Raw genomic sequence first — 20121 nt, 5'->3', positions numbered from 1 at the left:
GTGTGCTGGGGGATGTGTGTCAGTGGCGCGGGACTCAGCGGCCGGTCTTCAGGCGCCGGTACTGCTGGTCGAGGAGGCGGGTGAGCATGCCCTTGCCCGGGGTCTTCGCCCCGGTGACGGAGATGCTGATGTGCACGTCGCCCTGGTGGGACAGGACGATCACCGAGCCGGTGCTCTCGGCGGACGACGAGGACAGCCGGTAGGCCTTGGCGGGGTGATCCGACGACGGGAGCGCGATCCGGGTGCCCTGGTAGTAGAAGTCGTCGTAGTAGCCGGCGGCGGAGCCTGCGCTCGCGAAGCGCACCAGCTGTACGGAGACCTCGTACTCGCCGTCGCCGGTGAGGTAGGTCCGGTACGCGGCCGCCTTGAAGCCGTACGTGGTGAGGGCGCGCCTCACGTCGGTGGACTCCGCGACGTCGGAGCGGGAGAGGTCGGTGCCCTCCTCGTCCCCGTAGGTCTCGGCGTCCTCCGGCGGGGGGAGCAGGAAGTAGCGCAGGTCGCCGCGGTGCTCCCCGTCGTGGACGGAGCCCTTGAGGGTGCCGGCGGGCGAGGCGGGCGCCGACACGCTCCGGCTCGGGGACGCCGTCGGTGACGGGGTCGCGGAGCCGGGCGCGCTCGGCCCCCGGCCGCCGGGCGACGCCACCGGCGCCCCCGCGGACGCCGACGAGGACGAGGAGCCGAACGCCATGACCGCCCCCGCGGTGAGTGTCGCGAGCACGACAAGTCCGACGACCATGGCGATCACGGCACCAGTACGCGAATCGGTACGCGCTTCCACAAGCCCCCCCGGGCAGAAATGCAGCGCACGCGCGCGAATTGCGCGACGCGGCGAACGCATTATGTCGAGCGGGAGCAAACGCTCCCAGTGTTTTTCCTGTGAGACCGGCCACCCTAAGGTATGACCATGGCGAAGAAGCTCGTGATCAAGGTAACCGCAGGTGCGGACGCGCCCGAACGCTGCTCCCAGGCCTTCACGGTGGCCGCGGTGGCGGTCGCCAGCGGCGTCGAGGTGTCGCTGTGGCTGACCGGCGAGTCGTCGTGGTTCGCGCTGCCGGGGCGGGCCGCGGAGTTCGAGCTGCCGCACGCCGCGCCGCTGCCCGAGCTCATCGAGGGGATCATGGCGGGCGGGCGGATCACGCTGTGCACGCAGTGCGCGGCGCGCCGGGACATCACGGAGAAGGACGTGCTGGACGGCGTCCGGATCGCCGGTGCGCAGGTCTTCGTCAGCGAGGCGATGGCCGACGGCACGCAGGCGCTCGTCTACTGAGGCGCTCACCGGCGCCCGCCGCCCCGGACGTCAGCGCTGGTCGCGGTGGTCGTCGCGGCGGTCCAGCTCGCGCCACCACTCGTCGGAGGTCGGGTCGCCGGTCTCGTCCCACCAGCGGTCGTCCGGGCCCCTGCGGTTGGCCACGACGGCGGCGATCGGCGGGATGACCATGGCGACGACGCACATGCCGACGGCGACCGGCACCGACCACAGGCGCACGAGGCTCCACGCCAGGACGAAGAGCAGAACGCAACTGCCCATCATGGCGTAATACCAACGACGACGACGCCTCGTGGACACCCTTCCACCGTACGTCCCGAAGGGCCGCGCTCCCACTCGGTGGTCCGGGGGAAGTGCGGCCCTTCGTCGTCGGTCGCCGCCGTGCGGCCGTCGGGTCAGACGGCGATGGCCACCTCGGTGAGGTCGCCCCGCTGGGCCACGACGGCACGGTCCACCGTCGCGCCCGGCACCAGGGCGCGCAGCGTCCACGAGCCCGGAGCCGCGAAGAAGCGGAACTGGCCGGTCGCCGAGGTCGGCACCTCGGCGGTGAACTCGCCGCCGCCGTCCAGCAGCCGAACGTAGCCGGCCACCGGCTCGCCGTCACGGGTCACGGAACCCTGGATGATCGTCTCGGTCGCGACGTCGATGCCGGCCAGGTCAGGGCCGCCGGCCTTCGCTCCACACATGGTGTTCCTTCCTCCGGGTCGGGGTCTCGGGGGCTTACTTCGCGGCGCCGAGCTCGATCGGCACGCCGACGAGGGAGCCGTACTCGGTCCAGGAGCCGTCGTAGTTCTTGACGTTCGGCTGGCCGAGCAGCTCGTGGAGCACGAACCAGGTGTGGGCGGAGCGCTCGCCGATGCGGCAGTAGGCGATGGTGTCCTTGGCCAGGTCCACGCCCTCGCCCTCGTACAGCTCCTTCAGCTCGTCGTCCGACTTGAAGGTGCCGTCGTCGTTGGCCGACTTCGACCACGGGATGTTGCGCGCGGTCGGCACGTGGCCGGGACGCTGCGACTGCTCCTGCGGGAGGTGGGCCGGGGCGAGCAGCTTGCCGGAGAACTCGTCGGGCGAGCGGACGTCGACCAGGTTGAGGCTGCCGATCGCGGCCACGACGTCGTCGCGGAAGGCGCGGATGGAGGAGTCCTGGGCCTGGGCCCGGTACTCGGTGACCGGGCGGCTGGGGACCTCGGAGCCGTCGACCAGGTCGCGGGAGTCCAGCTCCCACTTCTTGCGGCCGCCGTCGAGGAGCTTGACGTCCTGGTGGCCGTAGAGCTTGAAGTACCAGTAGGCGTAGGAGGCGAACCAGTTGTTGTTGCCGCCGTAGAGGACGACGGTGTCGTCGTTGGCGATGCCCTTCTCCGACAGCAGCTTCTCGAAGCCGGCCTGGTCGACGAAGTCGCGGCGGACCGGGTCCTGCAGGTCCTGCTTCCAGTCGATGCGGACGGCGTTCTTGATGTGGTTCTTGTCGTACGCCGACGTGTCCTCGTCGACCTCGACGATGACCACCTTCGGGTCGTCGATCCGGGCCTCGACCCAGTCCGCGTCCACCAGGACGTCACTGCGGCTCATTGCTGTTCTCCTCCGGGGCAGTTGCGGATATCTCGGCGCACGGACGGGTGCGCACGGGTGCCGGGCTGCGCTGCACGGGCGCGTCACGGCGTTGCGCGGGGAAGGGTGGGGCGGCGTGCGGCGCCGGGCGACGGCGCGGGGCCCCTAGGGGATGCGACAGAGCATGGCGGCGACACGGCACAGGTCGACTGCCCGCCGCTTCGTGAGATCCGCCTGTCGCTTCATGGCCTCGATCGTAGGGAAGGGACCGGTTGGTGTCACCGGCAGTCCGCATCCCGAGATGAGATTGTCCATACTCCGAAACGGGCAATGAGTGCCGGGCCCCCGGCCGCGCACCCCCCGTCGGCTTCCGGGTCCGTACGACTGCGGAGCGGACGCCCTCGTCTCACTGAGCGAGAACGACCTGCGTGCCGGTCGCCGCGATGGTGATGCCGTCGGCGTTCGCGGTCACCGACGAGAGTTCGATGCCCTTCGGCAGCCCCGCCAAAGCGCGGGTGAAGTCGATCCGCTCCCGGATGAGGTCCTCGATGCCCGGGGGCAGGGAGTCCAGTCCGGGTATGTCGCCCGCGGTGAGCTTGATGCTGTTCTTGCCGGTCACGTTCACCTCGCTCACCACGCTGCGCTTGACCGAGCCGATCGGCGTGGAGACGTTCACCGTGACCTTCACCCGGCCCTTGCCGTCCGCCGAGGTGCCCCCGTACGCGATGGTCACCCCGCTCGGGGCGGCCTTGGTGAGGTCGGCGTAGGTGACGAGGGCGGAGCCCTGCGCCGTGTCGGCCACCGCGCTGGTGAAGCCGTCCGCCATGCGCACTCCGTGCAGGTCCGCCTGGAAGCGGGCCACGCGCAGCGTCTGCCCGCCGGTGCCGGTCGCCTGCACGCCGTCCGCCGTCACCTCGACGTCGTCCAGCTTCTTGGCGAGCACCTGTGTCAGGAACGGGAAGCCCTTGATGTCGATCCCGGGCTTGGAGGTCAGTCCCAGCGTCTGCTGCGCCCGGTCCGCCGCCTCCGACTCCGCGAAGTGCACGGCGATGCGGTCGGCCGCGACGAACAGGGCGCCGAGAATCACGGCGAGGATGAGCAGGATCCGTACAGCGCGCATGAGTTACCCCCGGGTCGGCGTCCGGCTCGACCCTATCCGGTCAGCCCAGCAGTGCCCGGGTCATCACGTAGACGGCCGGTGCGGCAGCGGTCAGCGGCAGTGCCACACCCGCCGTGAAGTGGACGAACCGGGACGGGAAGTCGTAGCTGGCCACCCGCAGCCCGATCAGCGCGCAGACCCCGGCCGCCAGCGCGACGAGCGCCCCGTCGGACGTGTCCAGCCGCCCCAGGGCGATGCCGCTGCCGGTGGCGGCGGCGAGCGCGACCAGGACGGAGACGACGCCGGGCAGCGGGATCGCCCGGGCGACCGTCGCGACGGCGACCGCGATCACGGCGGTCACGACGGCGTCGGTGCCGCGCGGGTCGGCCGTGGCCGCCAGGAAGCCGGTGGCCAGGATCGTGACGAGCGTCGAGGCGGCGGTCGCGGTGAGCGAGGACAGCCGTTCCTCGGCGCTGCCGCGGTGCCGCAGCTGCAGGACGAGAACGAGCAGGAGCCAGACGCCGAGGGTGCCGACGATCACGGCCGGGGCGTTGTCCGCCCCGTCGATCAGCACGGCGGCCTCGGCCGTGACACCCGCGAGGAAGGCCAGCACGATGCCCTGCCGGGCGGGCCACATGCCGTTCAGCCGGAACCAGCCGGCGGCGGTGACCGCCTGCAGCACCACGGCCGCGCCGGCCAGCGCGGGGCGGCCCAGCAGCGCGCCGCCGGCCAGCAGCAGCGCGAGGGCGGCCGTGACGAGGGCGGGCTGCATGCCGGGGGCGATGATCGGCGAGCCGGTGCGGGTGGCCTGCCGGCGCCGGGCGGCGCGGCCGCCTTCCGCGGGCGGCTGCGGGGCGTCGCCGACCGGCGGGAGGACGGCGGTGGTGTCGTGCGGGGGCATCGGGCCCGCGCCGCGGTCGTACCAGTCGTGGTTGTCGGTCACGTGCTCATCCTCCCGCGAACGGCGGGAGGACCTCGACCGTGCCGCCGTCGGCCAACCTGACTCCGGCATGGTCCCGGGTGCCGACGGGGTTCCCGTCGACCAGGAACGAACAGTTCGCCAGTACGCGGGCGAACTCGGGGCGCGACTCGTGGCGCTCGCGCGCCGCGGCCAGCGCCTCGGCGAGGGTGCCCTCCCGGTACGGCTCCTCCGCGGCGCCGGCGGCGGCCTTGGCCGCGGCCCAGTACCGGATGGTTCCGTGTGCCGCCATTGCGGTCCTTCCCTTTGCCCCTGCGGTCCTGCCGCGGTCCATGATGACGCAGCGCGGGCGCGGCGCGGCGCCCGGGCCCGGCGGATCAGGCCTGACCCGCCCGGCGTACCGGCCGGGCGGGCCCGCTCAGCCGGTCCGGTCAGCCGATCCGCTTCGCCGCCCACGCGCCGATACGGCGGAGCAGCTCGGGCGGGGCGGCGTTCTCGGCGTGGCCGAAGCCGGGCTCGACCCAGAGCTCGGCGGTCCCGCCGGCGGCCTCCGCGAGGGAGAACGGGTGGTCCAGCGGGAAGTAGCCGTCCCGGTCGCCGTGCACGATGAGCAGCGGCGTGGGCGCGATGTGCCGCACCGCCTCCACCGGGGGCACCGGGACGGGGTCCCAGTCCCGGTCGTGGATGCGCGTGCGCAGCAGCCCCCGGGAGACCAGCCGCCCCGCGGGCCGCGTGATCGCCCAGTGGACCCGGCGCATCGGCGCCGTACCGCGGTAGTACCAGCGCGCGGGCGCACTCACGGAGGCCACGGCATCAACGTGCGCTCCTTCGTGCGCCGTTTTGCGCCCCGCGTGCCGCAGGACGACGGAACCGCCCATGGAGAAGCCCACCGACGCCACCGCCGGATGGCCGAGCCTGCGCGCCCAGCGCACCGCGGCGTCCAGGTCGAGGACCTCGCGGTCACCGACCGTGGAGCGCCCGCCGGAGCGGCCGTGCCCCCGGAAGGAGAAGGTCACGACTCCGCCGACGCCGTCCACCCGGCTGAAGATCGCCGCCGCGCGGCGCACGGCCGGCCGCTCCAGGGCGCCGGTGAAGCCGTGCGCGACCACGATCGCGAGCCCTCCGGGTGTCGCTCCGGGCACGTACGCGGCGTCGATCCGCACCCCGTCCCCGGCCGACAACACCGCACGCCGGCCACCGGAATTGCTCGACGAAACACACGACCGCGCAAGCGGGGGCTCACTTACCGACTCCATGTGGGCTATTCTCTTAGGTCAAGAGGATCCGGGCAGCGTCGCCCCCGGGTCCTTTCGTGCTTTCCGGGCCACCGGACCGCACACGTCGGCGCACGCATACGTCCTCGCCGGGACCGAGGAGGGTTCGCAATGGGCAAGCGGAACACGCATGACCGGACGATGAACGACGGGAGCGGCCGGTGAGCTCTCTCCTCCTTCTGACCAACGCACTCCAGCCGTCCACCGAGGTGCTCCCGGCGCTGGGGCTCCTGCTGCACAGCGTGCGGGTGGCCCCGGCCGAGGGCCCCGCGCTGGTGGACACCCCCGGCGCCGACGTGATCCTCATCGACGGCCGCCGCGACCTGCCGCAGGTGCGCTCGCTGTGCCAGCTGCTCCGCTCCACCGGCCCCGGCTGCCCGTTGGTCCTGGTGGTCACCGAGGGCGGCCTGGCGGCCGTCACCGCGGACTGGGGCATCGACGACGTCCTGCTGGACACCGCGGGGCCCGCCGAGGTCGAGGCACGGCTGCGGCTGGCGATGGGCCGGCAGCAGATCAGCGTCGACGACAGCCCGATGGAGATCCGCAACGGCGACCTGTCGGTCGACGAGGCCACGTACAGCGCGAAGCTCAAGGGCCGGGTCCTGGACCTGACCTTCAAGGAGTTCGAGCTGCTGAAGTACCTCGCCCAGCACCCGGGCCGGGTCTTCACCCGCGCCCAGCTCCTGCAGGAGGTCTGGGGCTACGACTACTTCGGCGGCACGCGCACCGTCGACGTGCACGTACGGCGGCTGCGCGCCAAGCTCGGCCCCGAGCACGAGTCCCTGATCGGGACCGTCCGCAACGTCGGCTACCGCTTCGTGACCCCGGAGAAGGGCGAGCGTGCGGCGGAGGAGACGACGCAGGTGCCGGCGCGCGAGCAACTGGACACGCCCTCCGAAGCGGCCGTCCACGCCTCGCGGAACAGCTGATCACACGGTGGTCACGGCTGTGGACAGACGGTGGGATGCGCGGGTGTACCCGCGTAGACTCGGCCCGTGGCAAAGGTGACGCGTGACGATGTGGCAAGGCTTGCGGGGACCTCGACCGCAGTCGTCAGCTACGTCATCAACAACGGACCCCGGCCGGTCGCACCGGCCACCCGCGAGCGTGTCCTCGCGGCGATCAAGCAGCTGGGCTACCGCCCCGACCGGGTGGCCCAGGCGATGGCCAGCCGCCGTACGGACCTCATAGGCCTGATCGTGCCGGACGCCCGGCAGCCGTTCTTCGCGGAGATGGCGCACGCCGTCGAGAGAGCGGCCGCCGAGCGCGGCAAGATGGTGCTGGTCGGGAACTCGGACTACCTCGACGAGCGCGAGGTGCACTATCTGCGCGCCTTCCTCGGCATGCGGGTCTCCGGGCTGATCCTCATCAGCCAGGGCCCGAGCGAGCACGCCGCGACCGAGATCGACGCCTGGGACGCGCGGGTCGTGCTGCTGCACCGGCGGCCCGAGGCGATCGACGACGTCGCGGTCGTGACGGACGACGTCGGCGGCGCGCAGCTCGCCACGCGGCATCTGCTGGAGCACGGGCACGAGTACGTGGCCTGCCTGGGCGGCACCGAGGTCACCCCGAAGTCCGGCGACCCCGTCACCGACCACATAGAGGGCTGGCGCCGCGCGATGCAGGAGGCCGGGCGCCCTGTCGACGGGCATCTGTACTCCGCGCCGTACAACCGCTACGACGCCTACAAGGTCGGCCTGGAGCTGCTGGCCCGGCCCGACCGGCCGACGGCGATCGTCTGCGCCACCGACGACCAGGCCATCGGTCTGCTGCGGGCGGCCCGCGAACTGCGGATCGACGTGCCGGGCGAACTGGCCGTGGCCGGCTTCGACGACGTCAAGGAGGCGGGGCTCACCGATCCGCCGCTGACGACGGTGGCCTCGGACCGCGAGGCGATGGCCCGCGCGGCGGTGGACCTGGTGCTGGACGACGGGCTGCGGGTCTCCGGCTCGCGGCGCGAGCGACTGCGGCAGTTCCCGTCCCGGCTGGTCGTACGGCGCAGCTGCGGCTGCCACTAGCAGGAAGTGCCCGGCCGCGGTGGGCGCCTGCCCGCCGCGGCCGCGGGCCCGGATACGGACCGTGTAAGTGAAGGCCCTGACCTGGGCCTTTGTTCTTTATATCGGGCATACGGAACTCTGCTTCGGTTCTCAGGCCACACTCAGGAAGCTCTCATGTTCGGCGAGCACAGTCATAGGCATGAACGAGAGCACCCGTCGCAACGACGCCTACGACCCGCAGCAGCCGCAGCAGTCCCACGGCACCGGCGGGTACCCGTACCAGTCCGCCCACGCCGGCTACCCGCCCCGTCCGCCGCACGAGCCGTACGAGCCGTACGCGCACCAGTCCTGGGGATCGCACGCGCAGCCCGCGCCGACGCCGCCGGCCGCGACGGCCAAGCCCCGGACCCGCCGCCCCGTGGCCCTGATCGCCGCCGTGGCACTGACCTCCGGGCTCATCGGCGGCGGGACGGCCGCCCTGGTGGGGCGGGCGACCGCGGCGCCGGCCACGGCGACCAACTCGACGAAGGTGATCGGCACGAGCACCTCGGGCAACACGAGCGTCGCGGCCGTGGCCGCCGCCGTCAGCCCGAGCATCGTGGAGATCAGCGCGTCCTCGGCCGCCGGCGAGGCGACCGGCTCGGGTGTGGTCATCACCGGTGACGGTGAGATCGTCACCAACAACCACGTCGTCTCCGGAGCGGACTCGATCAAGGTGACGTTCAGCTCCGGCAAGACGGCCACGGCGACCGTCGTCGGCACCGACAGCAGCAAGGACCTGGCGCTGGTCAAGGCCGAGGGCGTGAGCGGTATGACGACCGCCTCGCTCGGCGACTCCAGCCGGGTCGCGGTCGGCGACCAGGTCGTGGCCATCGGCTCCCCCGAGGGCCTGACCGGCACGGTGACCAGCGGCATCGTCTCGTCGCTCGACCGCGACGTCACCGTCTCCACCGACGAGAGCCGGGGACAGCGGCAGGGCGGCGGGAGCGGCCGGTGGCCGTTCGAGTTCGGCGGCGGCCGGTACAACGGCGACGTCGGCTCCTCCACGACCACGTACAAGGCGATCCAGACCGACGCCTCGCTCAACCCCGGCAACTCCGGTGGCGCCCTGATCAACATGAACGGCGAGATCATCGGCATCAACTCGGCCATGTACTCGTCCAGTTCCTCCTCCTCCGGCGACGCGGGCAGCATCGGCCTCGGCTTCGCCATCCCGGTCAACACCCTCAAGGCAGACCTCAGCACCCTGCGCGACGGCGGCAGCGACAGCTGACCGCTCCGCACAGAAGGGATGTGGGCATCATGAACGTCTTCCTCAGCACTTCCCTGCACCCCGCCGGCGTCCCCGCCGGCCCCGCGGACCGCGCGCTGATCCCCTACCGGGAGCCGGCCGCCCGCGAACCCGAGATCGCCACCACCCGCCGGTACGCGCGCCGCTACGCGCGCCGGGCGATTGCGGCCCACCGCCTCGCGGCCGTGCGAGGCTAAGAAGCGGTGCACCGTCCGAACCACCCCGGCAGCCGGAGCCCCGCACCGGAACTCCGGCACCCCGACCCTCATCCCGCGAGGTGGAAGACCATGAGCCCCGGCGACAACGGCGAGGCCCCCGCCCGCATCCTGATCGTGGACGACGAGCCCGCGGTCCGCGAAGCACTCAGGCGCAGCCTCGCCTTCGAGGGATACGAGACCGCACTGGCGGAGGACGGCCTGGCCGCCATCGACCAGGTCGCCTCCTACCAGCCGGACGCGATCGTCCTCGACGTCCTGATGCCGCGCATGGACGGCCTCACCACCGCCCGCAGGCTGCGGTCCGGCGGCACCACCACGCCGATCCTCATGCTCACCGCCCGCGACACGGTCGGCGACCGGGTCACCGGTCTCGACGCGGGCGCCGACGACTACCTCGTCAAGCCCTTCGAGCTGGACGAACTCCTCGCCCGGCTGCGGGCGCTGCTGCGTCGCAGCTCGTACGCGACCGTGGCGGGCGCCGACACCGGCGAGGAGAGCGTGCTGTCCTTCGCGGACCTGCGCATGGACACCTCGACCCGCGAGGTCACCCGGTCCGGCGAGCCGGTCGAACTGACCCGGACCGAGTACACCCTGCTGGAGATGTTCCTCGCGCACCCGCGCCAGGTGCTCACCCGCGAGCAGATCCTCAAGGCGGTCTGGGGCTTCGACTTCGAGCCCAGCTCCAACTCCCTGGACGTGTACGTCATGTACCTGCGCCGCAAGACCGAGGCCGGCGGCCTGCCCCGGCTGGTCCACACCGTGCGGGGCGTCGGCTATGTGCTGCGCTCCGCGGAGGGCAAGGGCTGATGCCGCGTCGTCCGCGCTTCCGTTCGCTGCCGCTGCGGTCCCGGCTGGCGCTCCTCACCGCCGCCGCGGTGGCCGTCGCCGTCGCGGTGTGCGCGCTGGCCTGCTGGTTCATCGTCCGGGGGCAGCTGCTGAGTCGGCTGGACGATTCGCTGCACGGCGCGTCGGCCACCGCGGTTCCCGCCGCGAACCAGGTACTGAACGAATACGGCTGCCTGAGCGAGCCGGCGACCGGCACGACCGACACGACCAACCGGCCCTTCTCCTACAACCCGTACCACTCGTCCATCCAGCTCATCATCGAGGACGGCACGTCCTGCTGGGTGCTCGGCGACAAGGCGCTCCCCGTGACCGGGGCCGACCGGGCCGTGGTCCGGGGGGAGAGGTCGGAGTCGCTTCAGACCGTGACCACGGAGGACGGCACCGAGATGCGGGTGCTGACGCAGCGGGCCACGCGCAAACCCCCGGGCGAGCCACGGCAACCGGCCGCCATCTCGACCGCCCTGCCGCTCAGCGAGGTGACCGGGCCGCTCAACAAGCTGGCCCTGATCCTGCTGGCCGTCAGCGGCATAGGGGTGCTCGGGGCCAGCGTGGCCGGGCTCGGGGTGGCCCGCGCCGGGCTCAAGCCGGTGGACCGGCTCACCGACACCGTGGAGCACGTCGCCCGTACCGAGGACCTGAGCGTCCGCATCCCGGTGGAGGGCGGCGACGAGATCGCCCGGCTGTCGGCGTCCTTCAACTCCATGACCGCCGCGCTGTCCTCCTCCCGCGAGCTCCAGCAGCAGCTGATCGCCGACGCCGGGCACGAGCTGCGCACCCCGCTCACCTCCCTGCGCACCAACATCGAACTGCTGGAACGCAGCGAGATGACCGGCCGGGCGCTGCCCCCGGAGGACCGCCGGGATCTCATGCTCTCGGTGAAGGCGCAGATGGGGGAACTGGCGGCGCTCATCGGCGATCTGCAGGAGCTGTCCCGCCCTGAAGCGGCGCAAGCCGGCGTCCCCTCGCAGACCGTGGCGTTCCACGAAGTCGTGGAGGCCGCACTGGAGCGGGCACGGCGCCGCACCGGCCCCGACCTGAAGATCACGACGGAGCTGGCGTCCTGGTACCTGCGGGCCGAACCGTCCGCCCTGGAGCGGGCGGTGATCAACCTCCTGGACAACGCGGTGAAGTTCAGCCCGCCGGCCGGCACGATCGAGGTGGAGCTGCACGGCGGCGAGCTGACCGTCAGGGACCACGGGCCGGGCATCGCGCCCGAGGAGCTGCCGCACGTCTTCGAGCGCTTCTGGCGCTCGACCTCCGCCCGCAGCCTCCCCGGCTCCGGCCTGGGCCTGTCGATCGTGGCCCGTACGGTCCAGCAACTCGGCGGAACCGTCGGCCTGCACCCCGCGCAGGGCGGTGGCACGGTGGCCGTCATGCGGCTGCCCGGCGCGGCGACGCCGCCGCCCGAGACCTCCTGAGCGGTACGCGGTCCGGCTATCCGGCGTGCCAGCGCTGCGCGGAGCCGTTGCCCGCGGAGGTGAAGGAGAGGGTGGAGCCGGGGGTGTCGCCGTCCGGCTCCACCGCGGTGCCGAGGTCGATCTGCGGGCGGATGCGGCCCAGGGAGTCGACCAGGAACTGCAGGTTCTGCGCGTTCCCGCCCTCGATGGACGAGCAGGCCCAGATGCCGAGGCCGCGGTCGGTGTCACCGCGCGAGTCCAGGCAGAACGCGGAGTCGGCGCCGTTGACCAGCAGGCCCCGGGAGTCCACCCGCCACTGCTGGGAGGCCGAGTCCGCGTCGCAGCCGGCGACGATGACGTCGTCGCCCTTGTCGAACTCCTCGTCCCGTACGTCGAGGCAGAGACCGGACGCGTCGTTGACGATCTGGCCGTAGCTGCCGCCCGGCACCCTCCGCGGCGGGCTCGTGCTCGGCGCGCGCGTCGTCGGGGCCCGGTGGGTCACCCCGGCGCCGGGCCGTGCGGGTGAGCCGGTGGCGGAGACGCCCGGGTTCGCCGAACGGCTCGGGGTCACAAAGGCGCTGGGGGTGACGGTCTCGGTGGCGGTCGCGGTGACCGTCACGGAGCCCGCCGGCGGCTGGGGCACTGCGCGGTCGTTGCCGGTCGGGGCGGGGTCGCCGGCCGCGAACACCAGGCCGGTGGCCGCCAGACTGGCGGCGGCGACCAGCAGCAGGGAGACCAGGGGCGAGGGATAGCGGGCGCGTAGGCTCACCAGCCGCTCCAACGGGCCGGGCCGCCTGCGCCTGCGGGACGTGACGGTCGCCGGGGCCGCGGCCGGGGCGGGTGCGGCAGCCGGCAGCGCGGGGGCGGACCGGGCCGCCACGTAGGCGGGACCCGCCCACCCCAGCAGGGCCGCGGCGAGGAACAGCCGGGGGTCGCGCTCGAGGGCGACCAGGGTCTCCAGCGCCCCGGCACAGCCCCGGCAGTGGGCGAGGTGCTGCTCCACGTCCTCGTTCTGCCGGGCGTCGTCGCGGCGGGCCGCGGCGTCCAGGAGCCGGCCGAAGCCCTTGCACCGGGGGTCGTCGCTGCGCTCCAGATAGGTCCGCAGATACGCCTCGCGCAGCGCGTCCCTGGCCCTGGCCGTCAGGTCGGGGATCTCCGAGGGCCGGTCGCCGGTCCAGCGGGCGACGTCGGCGTCGCTCTCGCGCTCGACGACCGCGTGCCACAGCACGCCCTGGGTGTGCTGCGGCAGGGCCGCGAAGGCGCCGAGCAGCACGGAGCGTTCGGCCAGGTGGAGCCGGGGATGGACGGGCAGGCCGGGGAGGCCGGGGAGGCGCTGCCCGGCGTTGCGGATGTCGTCGATGAAGGCGGCGTACTCGTCGCCGAGCCGTTCGCGGCGGCTGCCGCCCGCCCACACGGCGGCGGCCTGGTGGACGAGCATCAGCAGCCGGTGCCGCCAGGGCCCGCGGGGATCCACTCCGCGGTGCACCTCCTGCCAGGCCAGTGCGAAGGCCTGGGCGGCGAGTTGATCGGCGGCGGCCTGGCCGCGGGCGCACAGCCGGGCGTAGCAGACGACTGCGGGGAGGTGTCGGCGGCGCAGTTCCTCGGTCGCCGGATAGGCGGTCGGTGCGCCGGCCCGTACGCGCTCGGTGAGAGCGGCGTCGGACAACTCGTCGTAGACGGGCGCTTGGTGCTTTTGAGACACGGAGGACCACCCGGACACGTCGATGGGTCTGGAGGGACGGGGCTGCCCATGGTGGGCCACAAGTTACTGCCGAGGAAAGTGTTTCCGCTGGTAACTCCCCTGCGAGGCAAGGGGAAAGCGCGTTCAGCACACGCACTGCGGCCGCCGGGTCACCCTGGGCACGCGTGCCGCCCGCGGCGCGGGCGTCCCGGCGCGGGGTCGCCCGGGCGGGGCAGGACCCGACGGGCCGGCCGCCGAGATCGCGCAGCGTCAGCCGGCCCGTGCGGACGCCGAGGAGCGGGCCGGCGGTGCGGACGACGACGCAGCGCGTGCCGGACTCCTCGTCGTTGGCGGCGGTGAGCCGCCCGGGACCGGGCTCCCGTCGACACCGTGGCCCAGGGACGGCCGGGCGCCGGCGGGCATCACACCGGTCACGGGGACAGCATCACCCGACTCGGGGCGGAATGTCCGGTGGACGCGCCGAACCGCCGGATCCCCGTCGGGCTCGGCGGACGACGCGCGGGCTCAGCGGATGACGTGCGGCAGGAAACGCGCGTACGTATCCGTGACCAGACCGGCCGACTCCCGGATGCCGAGTCCGGCCGCCTCGTCCGCCACGATCCAGGCGCCGAGCACCACGTGGTTGCCGTCGAACGCGGGCAGCGGGGCCAGTTCCTGGTAGCAGCAGGGCTCGTCGGTCCGCAGTCGCACGGCCTCGCCCGCGCGGTGGACGCTGACGCCGGCGCCCTCGCGGCCGAGCAGCGGCTTGGCGACCCAGCCGGTGGTCCGGGCGAGGTCGCGGGGGCCGTCGAGGTGGGCGGCCAGGAGGTTGGGGTGGCCCGGGTACAGCTCCCACAGGACGGCCAGGAGCGCCTTGTTGGACAGCAGCATCTTCCAGGCGGGCTCGATCCAGCAGGTGGTGCCCGTGCCGCCGCCGTTGTCGAGGGTGTCCAGGACGTGGCCGCCGAAGGGGTCGCCGGCCAGCCATTCCCACGGGTAGAGCTTGAAGCAGCTGCGGATGAAGCGCAGCCGGTCGTCGACGAAGCGGCCGGACAACTCGTCCCAGCCGATCTCCTCGACCGACAGGGCGTGCGTCATCAGGCCGGCCTGCTCGGCGGTCTCCCGCAGATAGGCCACCGTCATCAGGTCCTCGCCGAGCTCGTCGGTCTCGGAGTGGGCGAAGTGCACCGGGCCGGGCGGCAGCAGCGGCGCCTGACGCTTCCACGCCTCGACGAGGCGGTCGTGGAGGGAGTTCCACTGGTCGGCGCCGGGGAAACGGTCCTCCATCCAGAACCACTGGGCGCTGGCCGCCTCCACCAGCGAGGTGGGGGTGTCGGCGTTGTACTCCAGCAGCTTCGCCGGGCCCCGCCCGTCGTACCGCAGGTCGAAGCGGCCGTACAGGGAGGGAAGTTCGGTGCGCCGCCGCCAGGACTCGGTGATCCGCGCCACCAGGCGCGGGTCGTGGATGCCCAGCTCGGCGAAGCGGTCCTCGGCGACGATGTGCTCCGCGGCGGCCAGGCACATCGCGTGCAGTTCCCCGACGGTCTCCTCCAGGGCCTCGACCTCGGGGAGGGAGAACTCGTAGTACCCGCTCTCGTCCCAGTACGGCCGCAGCGAGCCGTCGGGGTGGCGGGTCAGCGGATAGACGACGCCCTGTTCCTCCACGATCCGCTGCCAGTCGGGGCGGGGTTCGACGGTGTGCCGCAGCATCATCCGCCGCCGGATCCGTGGCCCGAGCCGTGGCCGCCGAAGCCCCCGGTCTTCACCGACGACTTGTCGAAGCCGCCGCCCTTGGCCTTCCCGTTGCGCACGCCGCCGCCGTAGTAGTACCGGCCGTGGCCGCCGTCGTCGCACTCCTTCGCCGGGAGCTGCTTGTAGGTGTCCGGGTCCACGCAGCGCTCGTCCGGTTCGGAGCCGCACGCGGTCAGGGCCGCGGCGAGCACTCCCATGCCGCCGAGGATCACCGTGCCGGACCTGAACCGCCGTCGCTCCGTAGTCGTCATGCGCCCAGGTTAGGGAGCGTCGCCGGCCCCCTCATCAGTGGGGTCCGGAGCCCGGACCCCGCGGGCGGGCGCGCACAGGGGACGGGGGCGGCCGTCCGTGTGGACGGCCGCCCCCGGCGCGGAGCGCGGTCGCGGGACCCGCCCGCTGCCGGTGCTGGTGCTGGTGCTGGTGCTGTTACTACTGCACGACCGTGATGCGGTTCGCCGCCGGGGCCGCCAGCGGCGCGGAGGCCGAGGAGTTGGCGGTCAGGTAGGCGTTGAGGGCGGCCAGGTCGTCGCCGCCGACGAGCTCGTTGGTGCCCTTGGCCAGCTCGCCGAAGCCGTCGCCGCCGCCCGCGAGGAAGGAGTTCATCGCGACGCGGTAGCTGCCCGCCGGGTCGATCGGGGCGCCGTTGAGGCGGATCGAGTCGGTCACGACGCGGTCGGCACCGGACTTGGTGAGGTCCAGGGTGTAGGTCAGGCCACTGGAGATCTGCAGGATCTTCGGCGCGGCCGCGTTGCTGCCGCTGACCTGCTGCTGGAGCACGGTGACCAGCTGCGCGCCGGTCAGCGTCTTGAGGTTGACCGTGTTGCTGAACGGCTGGACCGCGAAGCCCTCGGCGTAGGTGACGACGCCGTCGCCCTCGCTGCCGGTGGCCTTGTACACCAGGTCGGTGCGGATGCCGCCGGGGTTCATCAGGGCGAGGTCGGTCTCGGGGTCGAGCGTCTTGCCGTAGGCGAGCTGCGCGTCGGCGATGACGTCGCCGAGCGGCGACTCGTTGCCGGCCCGGTTGATGTCCTGGGAGATCCAGCCGACGGTCCGGTTGGCGACCGGGGCGGCCAGCGTCTGCCAGCGGCTGATCAGCGAGGTCATGTCCGCGGCCTTGTTCTGGGTGCGGTCCACGACGTGGTTGGAGCCCTGGACCGAGGCGCGCACGATGTCCTGCGTGCGCAGGTCGTACTTCATGTCGAGCTCGGTGAAGAGCCGGCCGAAGGACGCCGCGCTGGTGACCAGGCGGTCGTTCCCCTCGGGGTCGGGGATGGTGCAGACGTACGCGTTGTGGGTGTGGCCGGTGACCAGGGCGTCGACGTCCGCCGAGGTGTTCTTGGCGATGTCGACGATCGGGCCGGACAGGCCGGTGCCGGAACCGCCCGCGTCGCAGTTGTAGTTGTACGCGGAGGAGGCGGGGAAGCCGCCCTCGTGGACGAGCGCGACGATGGCGTTGACGCCCTTGCGCTTGAGCTCCTTGGCGTACTTGTTGATCGTCTCGACCTCGTCCAGGAACTTCAGGCCCTTGACGCCCTCGGCGGAGACGATGTTCGGGGTGCCCTCGAGGGTGACGCCGATGAAGCCGACGCGCACGCCCTCGACGTTCTGGATGGTGTAGGGCTTGAGCAGCGGACGGCCGGTCTTCTCGTTGACGACGTTCGCCGAGAGGATCGGGTAGTCGGCGCCCTCGAACTCGCGGCCCTCCTCGTAGCAGCCGTCGGTCGGGTGGCAGCCGCCGTTCTGGAGGCGGAGCAGCTCGTCCTTGCCCTCGTCGAACTCGTGGTTGCCGACGCCGGTGACGTCCAGGCCCAGCTTGTTCATGGCCTCGACGGTGGGCTCGTCGTGGAACAGGCCGGACAGCAGCGGGCTGGCGCCCACGATGTCGCCGGCGGCGACGGTGAGCGAACGCGCGTGTCCCTGGCGGGCGGTGCGCAGGCTGGAGGCCAGGTACTCGACGCCGCCGGCGTCGACGGTCTTGGTGGTGCCGTCCGCCTGGAGCTCGGTGACGCGGCCGGAGGAACCGGCCGGGGGCTCCAGGTTGCCGTGGAAGTCGTTGATGGCGAGCAGCTGGAGGTCGACGGTACGGCTGCCGTGGCCGTGACCCCCGTGGTGGGTCTCGTGGGCCTGGGCGGTCGGGCTCGCTATCGCGAGCGCGCCGAGCGCGGCCAGACCTGCGGTCGCGGCGGCGACGCGGCGCGCGGCGCGGCGCCGGGGGTGGGTCACTGACATGGGTCCCCTTGGACGTAAGCGATGGATAAGAGGGGAGGACTGCCGCAGCCTATTGTCAACGCGCGTAGTTGTCAGTGGCTTTGCGGTTACGGGCAGGTTTCGACTGATCAGGACATGACCGTCCATCCGCTATTGCGTCTCACATTCCAGAACGATCTGTCTCGCTATTCAAACCAGCGGCATAGTTGGATCCACCACCGACCGAGGAGGTGCACGCCATGCGCCGCCGCTGGCTGATGCTCGCCCTGGGCACCGCGGCACAGACCGCCGCCTGCGCTTTCGTCTACGGAGTCCCCTATCTGGCGGCCGAGTTGCGGGGTACGGCGCACCTGACGCTGCCGCAGATCGGGCTCCTCATCGCGTGCCCCACCGCCGGCCTCGTCGCCGCCCTCGTCGCCTGGGGCGCCGCCGCCGACCGGTACGGCGAACGCGTCGTCATCGCCACCGGGCTCGGCGCCGCCGCCGCACTGCTGGCCGCCGCGTCCGGGGCCGCGGCCGCCGGAGGCGGCATGGCGGCGCTGGGGGCGCTGCTCGCTCTGGCGGGTGCGGCGGGGGCCTCGGTGTACTCCGCGAGCGGACGTCTCGTCATGGGCTGGTTCGCCGCCGGGGAGCGCGGGCTGGCCATGGGCATCCGGCAGACCTCCACCCCGCTGGGCATGGGCGTGGCCGCGCTGACCATGCCCCCGCTCGCCGCCGCGTACGGCGTGCGCGGCGCCTTCGGCTTCCTGGCCGTCGTGTGCGGGGTCGTCGCCTGCCTGGTCGCGCTGCTGGCCGCCGACCCGGCACGCCCCGAGCCGGGCCCCGGGGCACCGCCGGCCGCCAACCCCTACCGGGGCTCGGCCGCCCTCTGGCGAATCCACGGCGCCGGCGCGCTGCTGGTCGTACCGCAGTTCACGGCGGGCGCCTTCGCGCTCGTCCTGCTGGTGGACACCCGCGGCTGGTCCGCGGTCGGCGCCGGCCGGCTGATCGCCGTCGCCCAAGTGCTGGGGGCGTGCTTCCGGATAGCCGCCGGCCGCTGGTCGGACCGGGTCGGCAGCCGGCTGCGGCCGATGCGGCAACTGGCCCTCGCCACCGCCGCGGTGGTCGCAGCGGCGGCCCTGACCGCGGCCTTCCCCTCGCCGCTGACCGCGGCCGCCCTCGTGCTGTCCGTCGGGATCACCGCCAGCACCAACGGCCTGTCCTTCACCGCCACCGCCGAGCGGGCCGGCCCCTCCTGGTCCGGCCGCGCCCTCGGCGTCCACAACACCGGCCAGAACCTCACCGCCGCGGTCGTCCCGCCGCTGAGCGCCGCCCTCATCTCGGCCACCGGATACTGGCCCGCCCTCGCCGCCGCGGCGGTCGTCGCCTGCGGCGCCGCGGCGCTGGTACCGATGGACGGCTCCCGCAGCCCCGCGGTCGTAAGCTCGGTCCCATGACCGACGCAGCAGCGCAGCAGACCGCGGTGGGCCCCCGCCGGATCGAGACCCTGGACGAGCTCACGCCCGGCCGGGCCGACGCGGTCCTGGCCCTGATCGAGGAGGCCGCGGCGGTCGACGGGCAGGCCGCGGTGTCCGAGCAGGGCCGGCTCAACCTGCGCGGCGGCGCCCGCGAAGGGGTGCGCCACCTGCTGGTCGAGTCGGACGGGGTCCTCGTCGGGTACGCCCAACTGGAGGACACCGACCCGGTCGAGGCCCCCGCCGCCGAGATGGTCATCCACCCCGGCCACCGCGCCCAGGGCCACGGCCGTGCGCTCGGCCACGCCCTGCTCGCCGCCTCCGGCAAGCGGCTGCGCGTCTGGGCCCACGGCGGCCACCCCGCCGCCCGCCATCTGGCCGGGCTCCTCGGCCTCGCCCTCTTCCGCGAGCTGCGGCAACTGCGCCGCCCCCTGGAGGAGGGCGCCGGCGGGCCGCCGCTGGGCGAGCCGGTGCTCCCCGCGGACGTCACCGTGCGCACCTTCGTCCCCGGGCAGGACGACGCCGCCTGGCTGGCGGTCAACGCCGCCGCGTTCGCGCACCACCCCGAGCAGGGCAGCCTCACCCAGCGCGACCTCGACGACCGCAAGGCCGAGCCCTGGTTCGACCCGGCCGGCTTCTTCCTCGCCTTCCGCGGCGACCGGCTGGCCGGCTTCCACTGGACCAAGGTCCACGGGCGCGAGCGCCTGGGCGAGGTCTACGTGCTCGGCATCCACCCCGACCAGCAGGGCGGCGGCCTCGGCCGGGCCCTCACCCTGATCGGACTGCGGCACCTCGCGCACGACCGCGGCCTGCCCACCGCGATGCTCTACGTCGACGCGGACAACGCCCCCGCCCTCGCCGTCTACGAGCGCCTCGGCTTCACCACGCACGAGGTCGACTTGATGTACCGGACGGAGACCTGACGGGCCCACCGGCCCGCCGTCCGGGTCCCTGAGCGCCCCGTGCCGGTGATCACCCGGACACGGCCGGTACGTACGGCGATTTCCTGACCGCCACCTGCCCGTTACCGGCGATTCAAACTCGCTTGCGAGCATCTGTGAATGCAGACGCCCGCCACGAGCCACGTCCCCCCTCTCGACCTGCCGGGATCCCGGCGCGCCGGGGACAATGGAGGCACGGTCGGTGGCCGGGTTCCGCACGCCGCCGTCCGCG

21 protein-coding genes are annotated in these 20121 nt (G+C 73.0%); 9 read left to right on the top strand and 12 right to left on the bottom strand.

Annotated elements, in window-relative coordinates; translation table 11 throughout:
- Positions 1-34: 34 nt before the first annotated feature.
- Positions 35-736 carry a hypothetical protein gene (locus ACWDAS_RS30705; RefSeq protein ID WP_450397542.1) on the bottom strand — a complete coding sequence of 234 codons (702 nt, stop codon included), beginning with the start codon at positions 734-736 and terminating at the stop codon, positions 35-37.
- 168 nt (positions 737-904) lie between these two features.
- Between ACWDAS_RS30705 and ACWDAS_RS30700 the strand changes: the two genes are divergently transcribed.
- Entirely contained in the window at positions 905-1267 is a 363-nt protein-coding gene (locus tag ACWDAS_RS30700) for a DsrE family protein (protein WP_450397540.1), read from the top strand.
- Between the two features lie 30 nt (positions 1268-1297).
- On the opposite strand, the gene ACWDAS_RS30695 is transcribed toward ACWDAS_RS30700, so the two are convergent.
- From ACWDAS_RS30695 to ACWDAS_RS30665, 7 genes are all read right to left on the bottom strand, one after another.
- Positions 1298-1531, bottom strand: a complete 234-nt coding sequence (locus ACWDAS_RS30695) for a hypothetical protein (RefSeq protein ID WP_450397662.1) — start codon at positions 1529-1531, stop codon at positions 1298-1300.
- A gap of 131 nt (positions 1532-1662) precedes the next feature.
- Positions 1663-1953 carry a DUF1416 domain-containing protein gene (locus tag ACWDAS_RS30690; protein ID WP_450397538.1) on the bottom strand — a complete coding sequence of 97 codons (291 nt, stop codon included), beginning with the start codon at positions 1951-1953 and terminating at the stop codon, positions 1663-1665.
- A 34-nt stretch (positions 1954-1987) separates the two neighbouring features.
- The gene (locus ACWDAS_RS30685; RefSeq protein ID WP_450397536.1) at positions 1988-2833 is read right to left on the bottom strand and encodes a sulfurtransferase; all 846 of its coding nucleotides are present in this window, start codon (positions 2831-2833) and stop codon (positions 1988-1990) included.
- 385 nt (positions 2834-3218) lie between these two features.
- A complete protein-coding gene (locus ACWDAS_RS30680; RefSeq protein ID WP_450397534.1) occupies positions 3219-3932 on the bottom strand; it encodes an LmeA family phospholipid-binding protein in 714 nt (237 codons plus the stop codon).
- A 40-nt stretch (positions 3933-3972) separates the two neighbouring features.
- Positions 3973-4854: a hypothetical protein gene (locus ACWDAS_RS30675; protein WP_450397532.1), complete on the bottom strand. Its 882-nt coding sequence runs from the start codon at positions 4852-4854 to the stop codon at positions 3973-3975.
- A 4-nt stretch (positions 4855-4858) separates the two neighbouring features.
- Positions 4859-5122, bottom strand: coding sequence for a MoaD/ThiS family protein (locus ACWDAS_RS30670; RefSeq protein ID WP_450397530.1), 264 nt, complete (start codon positions 5120-5122; stop codon positions 4859-4861).
- Positions 5123-5261: 139 nt separating this feature from the next.
- The gene (locus ACWDAS_RS30665; RefSeq protein ID WP_450397528.1) at positions 5262-6086 is read right to left on the bottom strand and encodes an alpha/beta hydrolase; all 825 of its coding nucleotides are present in this window, start codon (positions 6084-6086) and stop codon (positions 5262-5264) included.
- Between the two features lie 179 nt (positions 6087-6265).
- On the opposite strand from ACWDAS_RS30665, the gene ACWDAS_RS30660 reads away from it, so the two are divergent.
- The 6 genes from ACWDAS_RS30660 to ACWDAS_RS30635 all read left to right on the top strand — a co-directional run bounded on the left by ACWDAS_RS30660 (position 6266) and on the right by ACWDAS_RS30635 (position 11874).
- Positions 6266-7033: a response regulator transcription factor gene (locus ACWDAS_RS30660; RefSeq protein ID WP_450397526.1), complete on the top strand. Its 768-nt coding sequence runs from the start codon at positions 6266-6268 to the stop codon at positions 7031-7033.
- Positions 7034-7099: 66 nt separating this feature from the next.
- Positions 7100-8122 carry a LacI family DNA-binding transcriptional regulator gene (locus ACWDAS_RS30655; protein WP_450397524.1) on the top strand — a complete coding sequence of 341 codons (1023 nt, stop codon included), beginning with the start codon at positions 7100-7102 and terminating at the stop codon, positions 8120-8122.
- A 178-nt stretch (positions 8123-8300) separates the two neighbouring features.
- Positions 8301-9374, top strand: coding sequence for a S1C family serine protease (locus tag ACWDAS_RS30650; RefSeq protein WP_450397523.1), 1074 nt, complete (start codon positions 8301-8303; stop codon positions 9372-9374).
- Between the two features lie 29 nt (positions 9375-9403).
- On the top strand, positions 9404-9589 hold the full coding sequence (locus ACWDAS_RS30645) for a hypothetical protein (RefSeq protein ID WP_450397522.1): 186 nt from the start codon (positions 9404-9406) through the stop codon (positions 9587-9589).
- Between the two features lie 90 nt (positions 9590-9679).
- Complete coding sequence (locus ACWDAS_RS30640) at positions 9680-10417, top strand: response regulator transcription factor (RefSeq protein ID WP_450397520.1); 738 nt, start codon at positions 9680-9682, stop codon at positions 10415-10417.
- Complete coding sequence (locus ACWDAS_RS30635) at positions 10417-11874, top strand: sensor histidine kinase (protein ID WP_450397518.1); 1458 nt, start codon at positions 10417-10419, stop codon at positions 11872-11874. The genes ACWDAS_RS30640 and ACWDAS_RS30635 overlap by 1 nt, the downstream gene beginning before the upstream one ends.
- 16 nt (positions 11875-11890) lie before the next feature.
- Here the strand turns inward: ACWDAS_RS30635 and ACWDAS_RS30630 are convergent, their stop codons facing one another.
- The 4 genes from ACWDAS_RS30630 to ACWDAS_RS30615 all read right to left on the bottom strand — a co-directional run bounded on the left by ACWDAS_RS30630 (position 11891) and on the right by ACWDAS_RS30615 (position 17515).
- Entirely contained in the window at positions 11891-13555 is a 1665-nt protein-coding gene (locus tag ACWDAS_RS30630) for an RICIN domain-containing protein (RefSeq protein ID WP_450397517.1), read from the bottom strand.
- 504 nt (positions 13556-14059) lie between these two features.
- A complete protein-coding gene (locus ACWDAS_RS30625) occupies positions 14060-15244 on the bottom strand; it encodes a glutathionylspermidine synthase family protein (protein ID WP_450397660.1) in 1185 nt (394 codons plus the stop codon).
- A complete protein-coding gene (locus ACWDAS_RS30620; protein ID WP_450397515.1) occupies positions 15244-15537 on the bottom strand; it encodes a hypothetical protein in 294 nt (97 codons plus the stop codon). Before ACWDAS_RS30620 ends, ACWDAS_RS30625 begins: the two co-directional genes overlap by 1 nt.
- A gap of 178 nt (positions 15538-15715) precedes the next feature.
- On the bottom strand, positions 15716-17515 hold the full coding sequence (locus ACWDAS_RS30615) for a bifunctional metallophosphatase/5'-nucleotidase (protein WP_450397513.1): 1800 nt from the start codon (positions 17513-17515) through the stop codon (positions 15716-15718).
- A gap of 218 nt (positions 17516-17733) precedes the next feature.
- Here ACWDAS_RS30615 and ACWDAS_RS30610 point away from each other — a divergent pair, with 218 nt between their 5' ends.
- Positions 17734-18930 carry an MFS transporter gene (locus ACWDAS_RS30610; RefSeq protein ID WP_450397511.1) on the top strand — a complete coding sequence of 399 codons (1197 nt, stop codon included), beginning with the start codon at positions 17734-17736 and terminating at the stop codon, positions 18928-18930.
- The gene (gene mshD / locus ACWDAS_RS30605; RefSeq protein WP_450397509.1) at positions 18927-19871 is read left to right on the top strand and encodes a mycothiol synthase; all 945 of its coding nucleotides are present in this window, start codon (positions 18927-18929) and stop codon (positions 19869-19871) included. Before ACWDAS_RS30610 ends, mshD begins: the two co-directional genes overlap by 4 nt.
- Positions 19872-20121 lie beyond the last annotated feature (250 nt).

It is taken from the genome of Streptomyces sp. NPDC001070 (assembly GCF_053598835.1).
The sequence above is the reverse complement of the archived record's forward strand: the minus strand, read 5'-3'. Positions and strand labels throughout refer to the sequence as shown.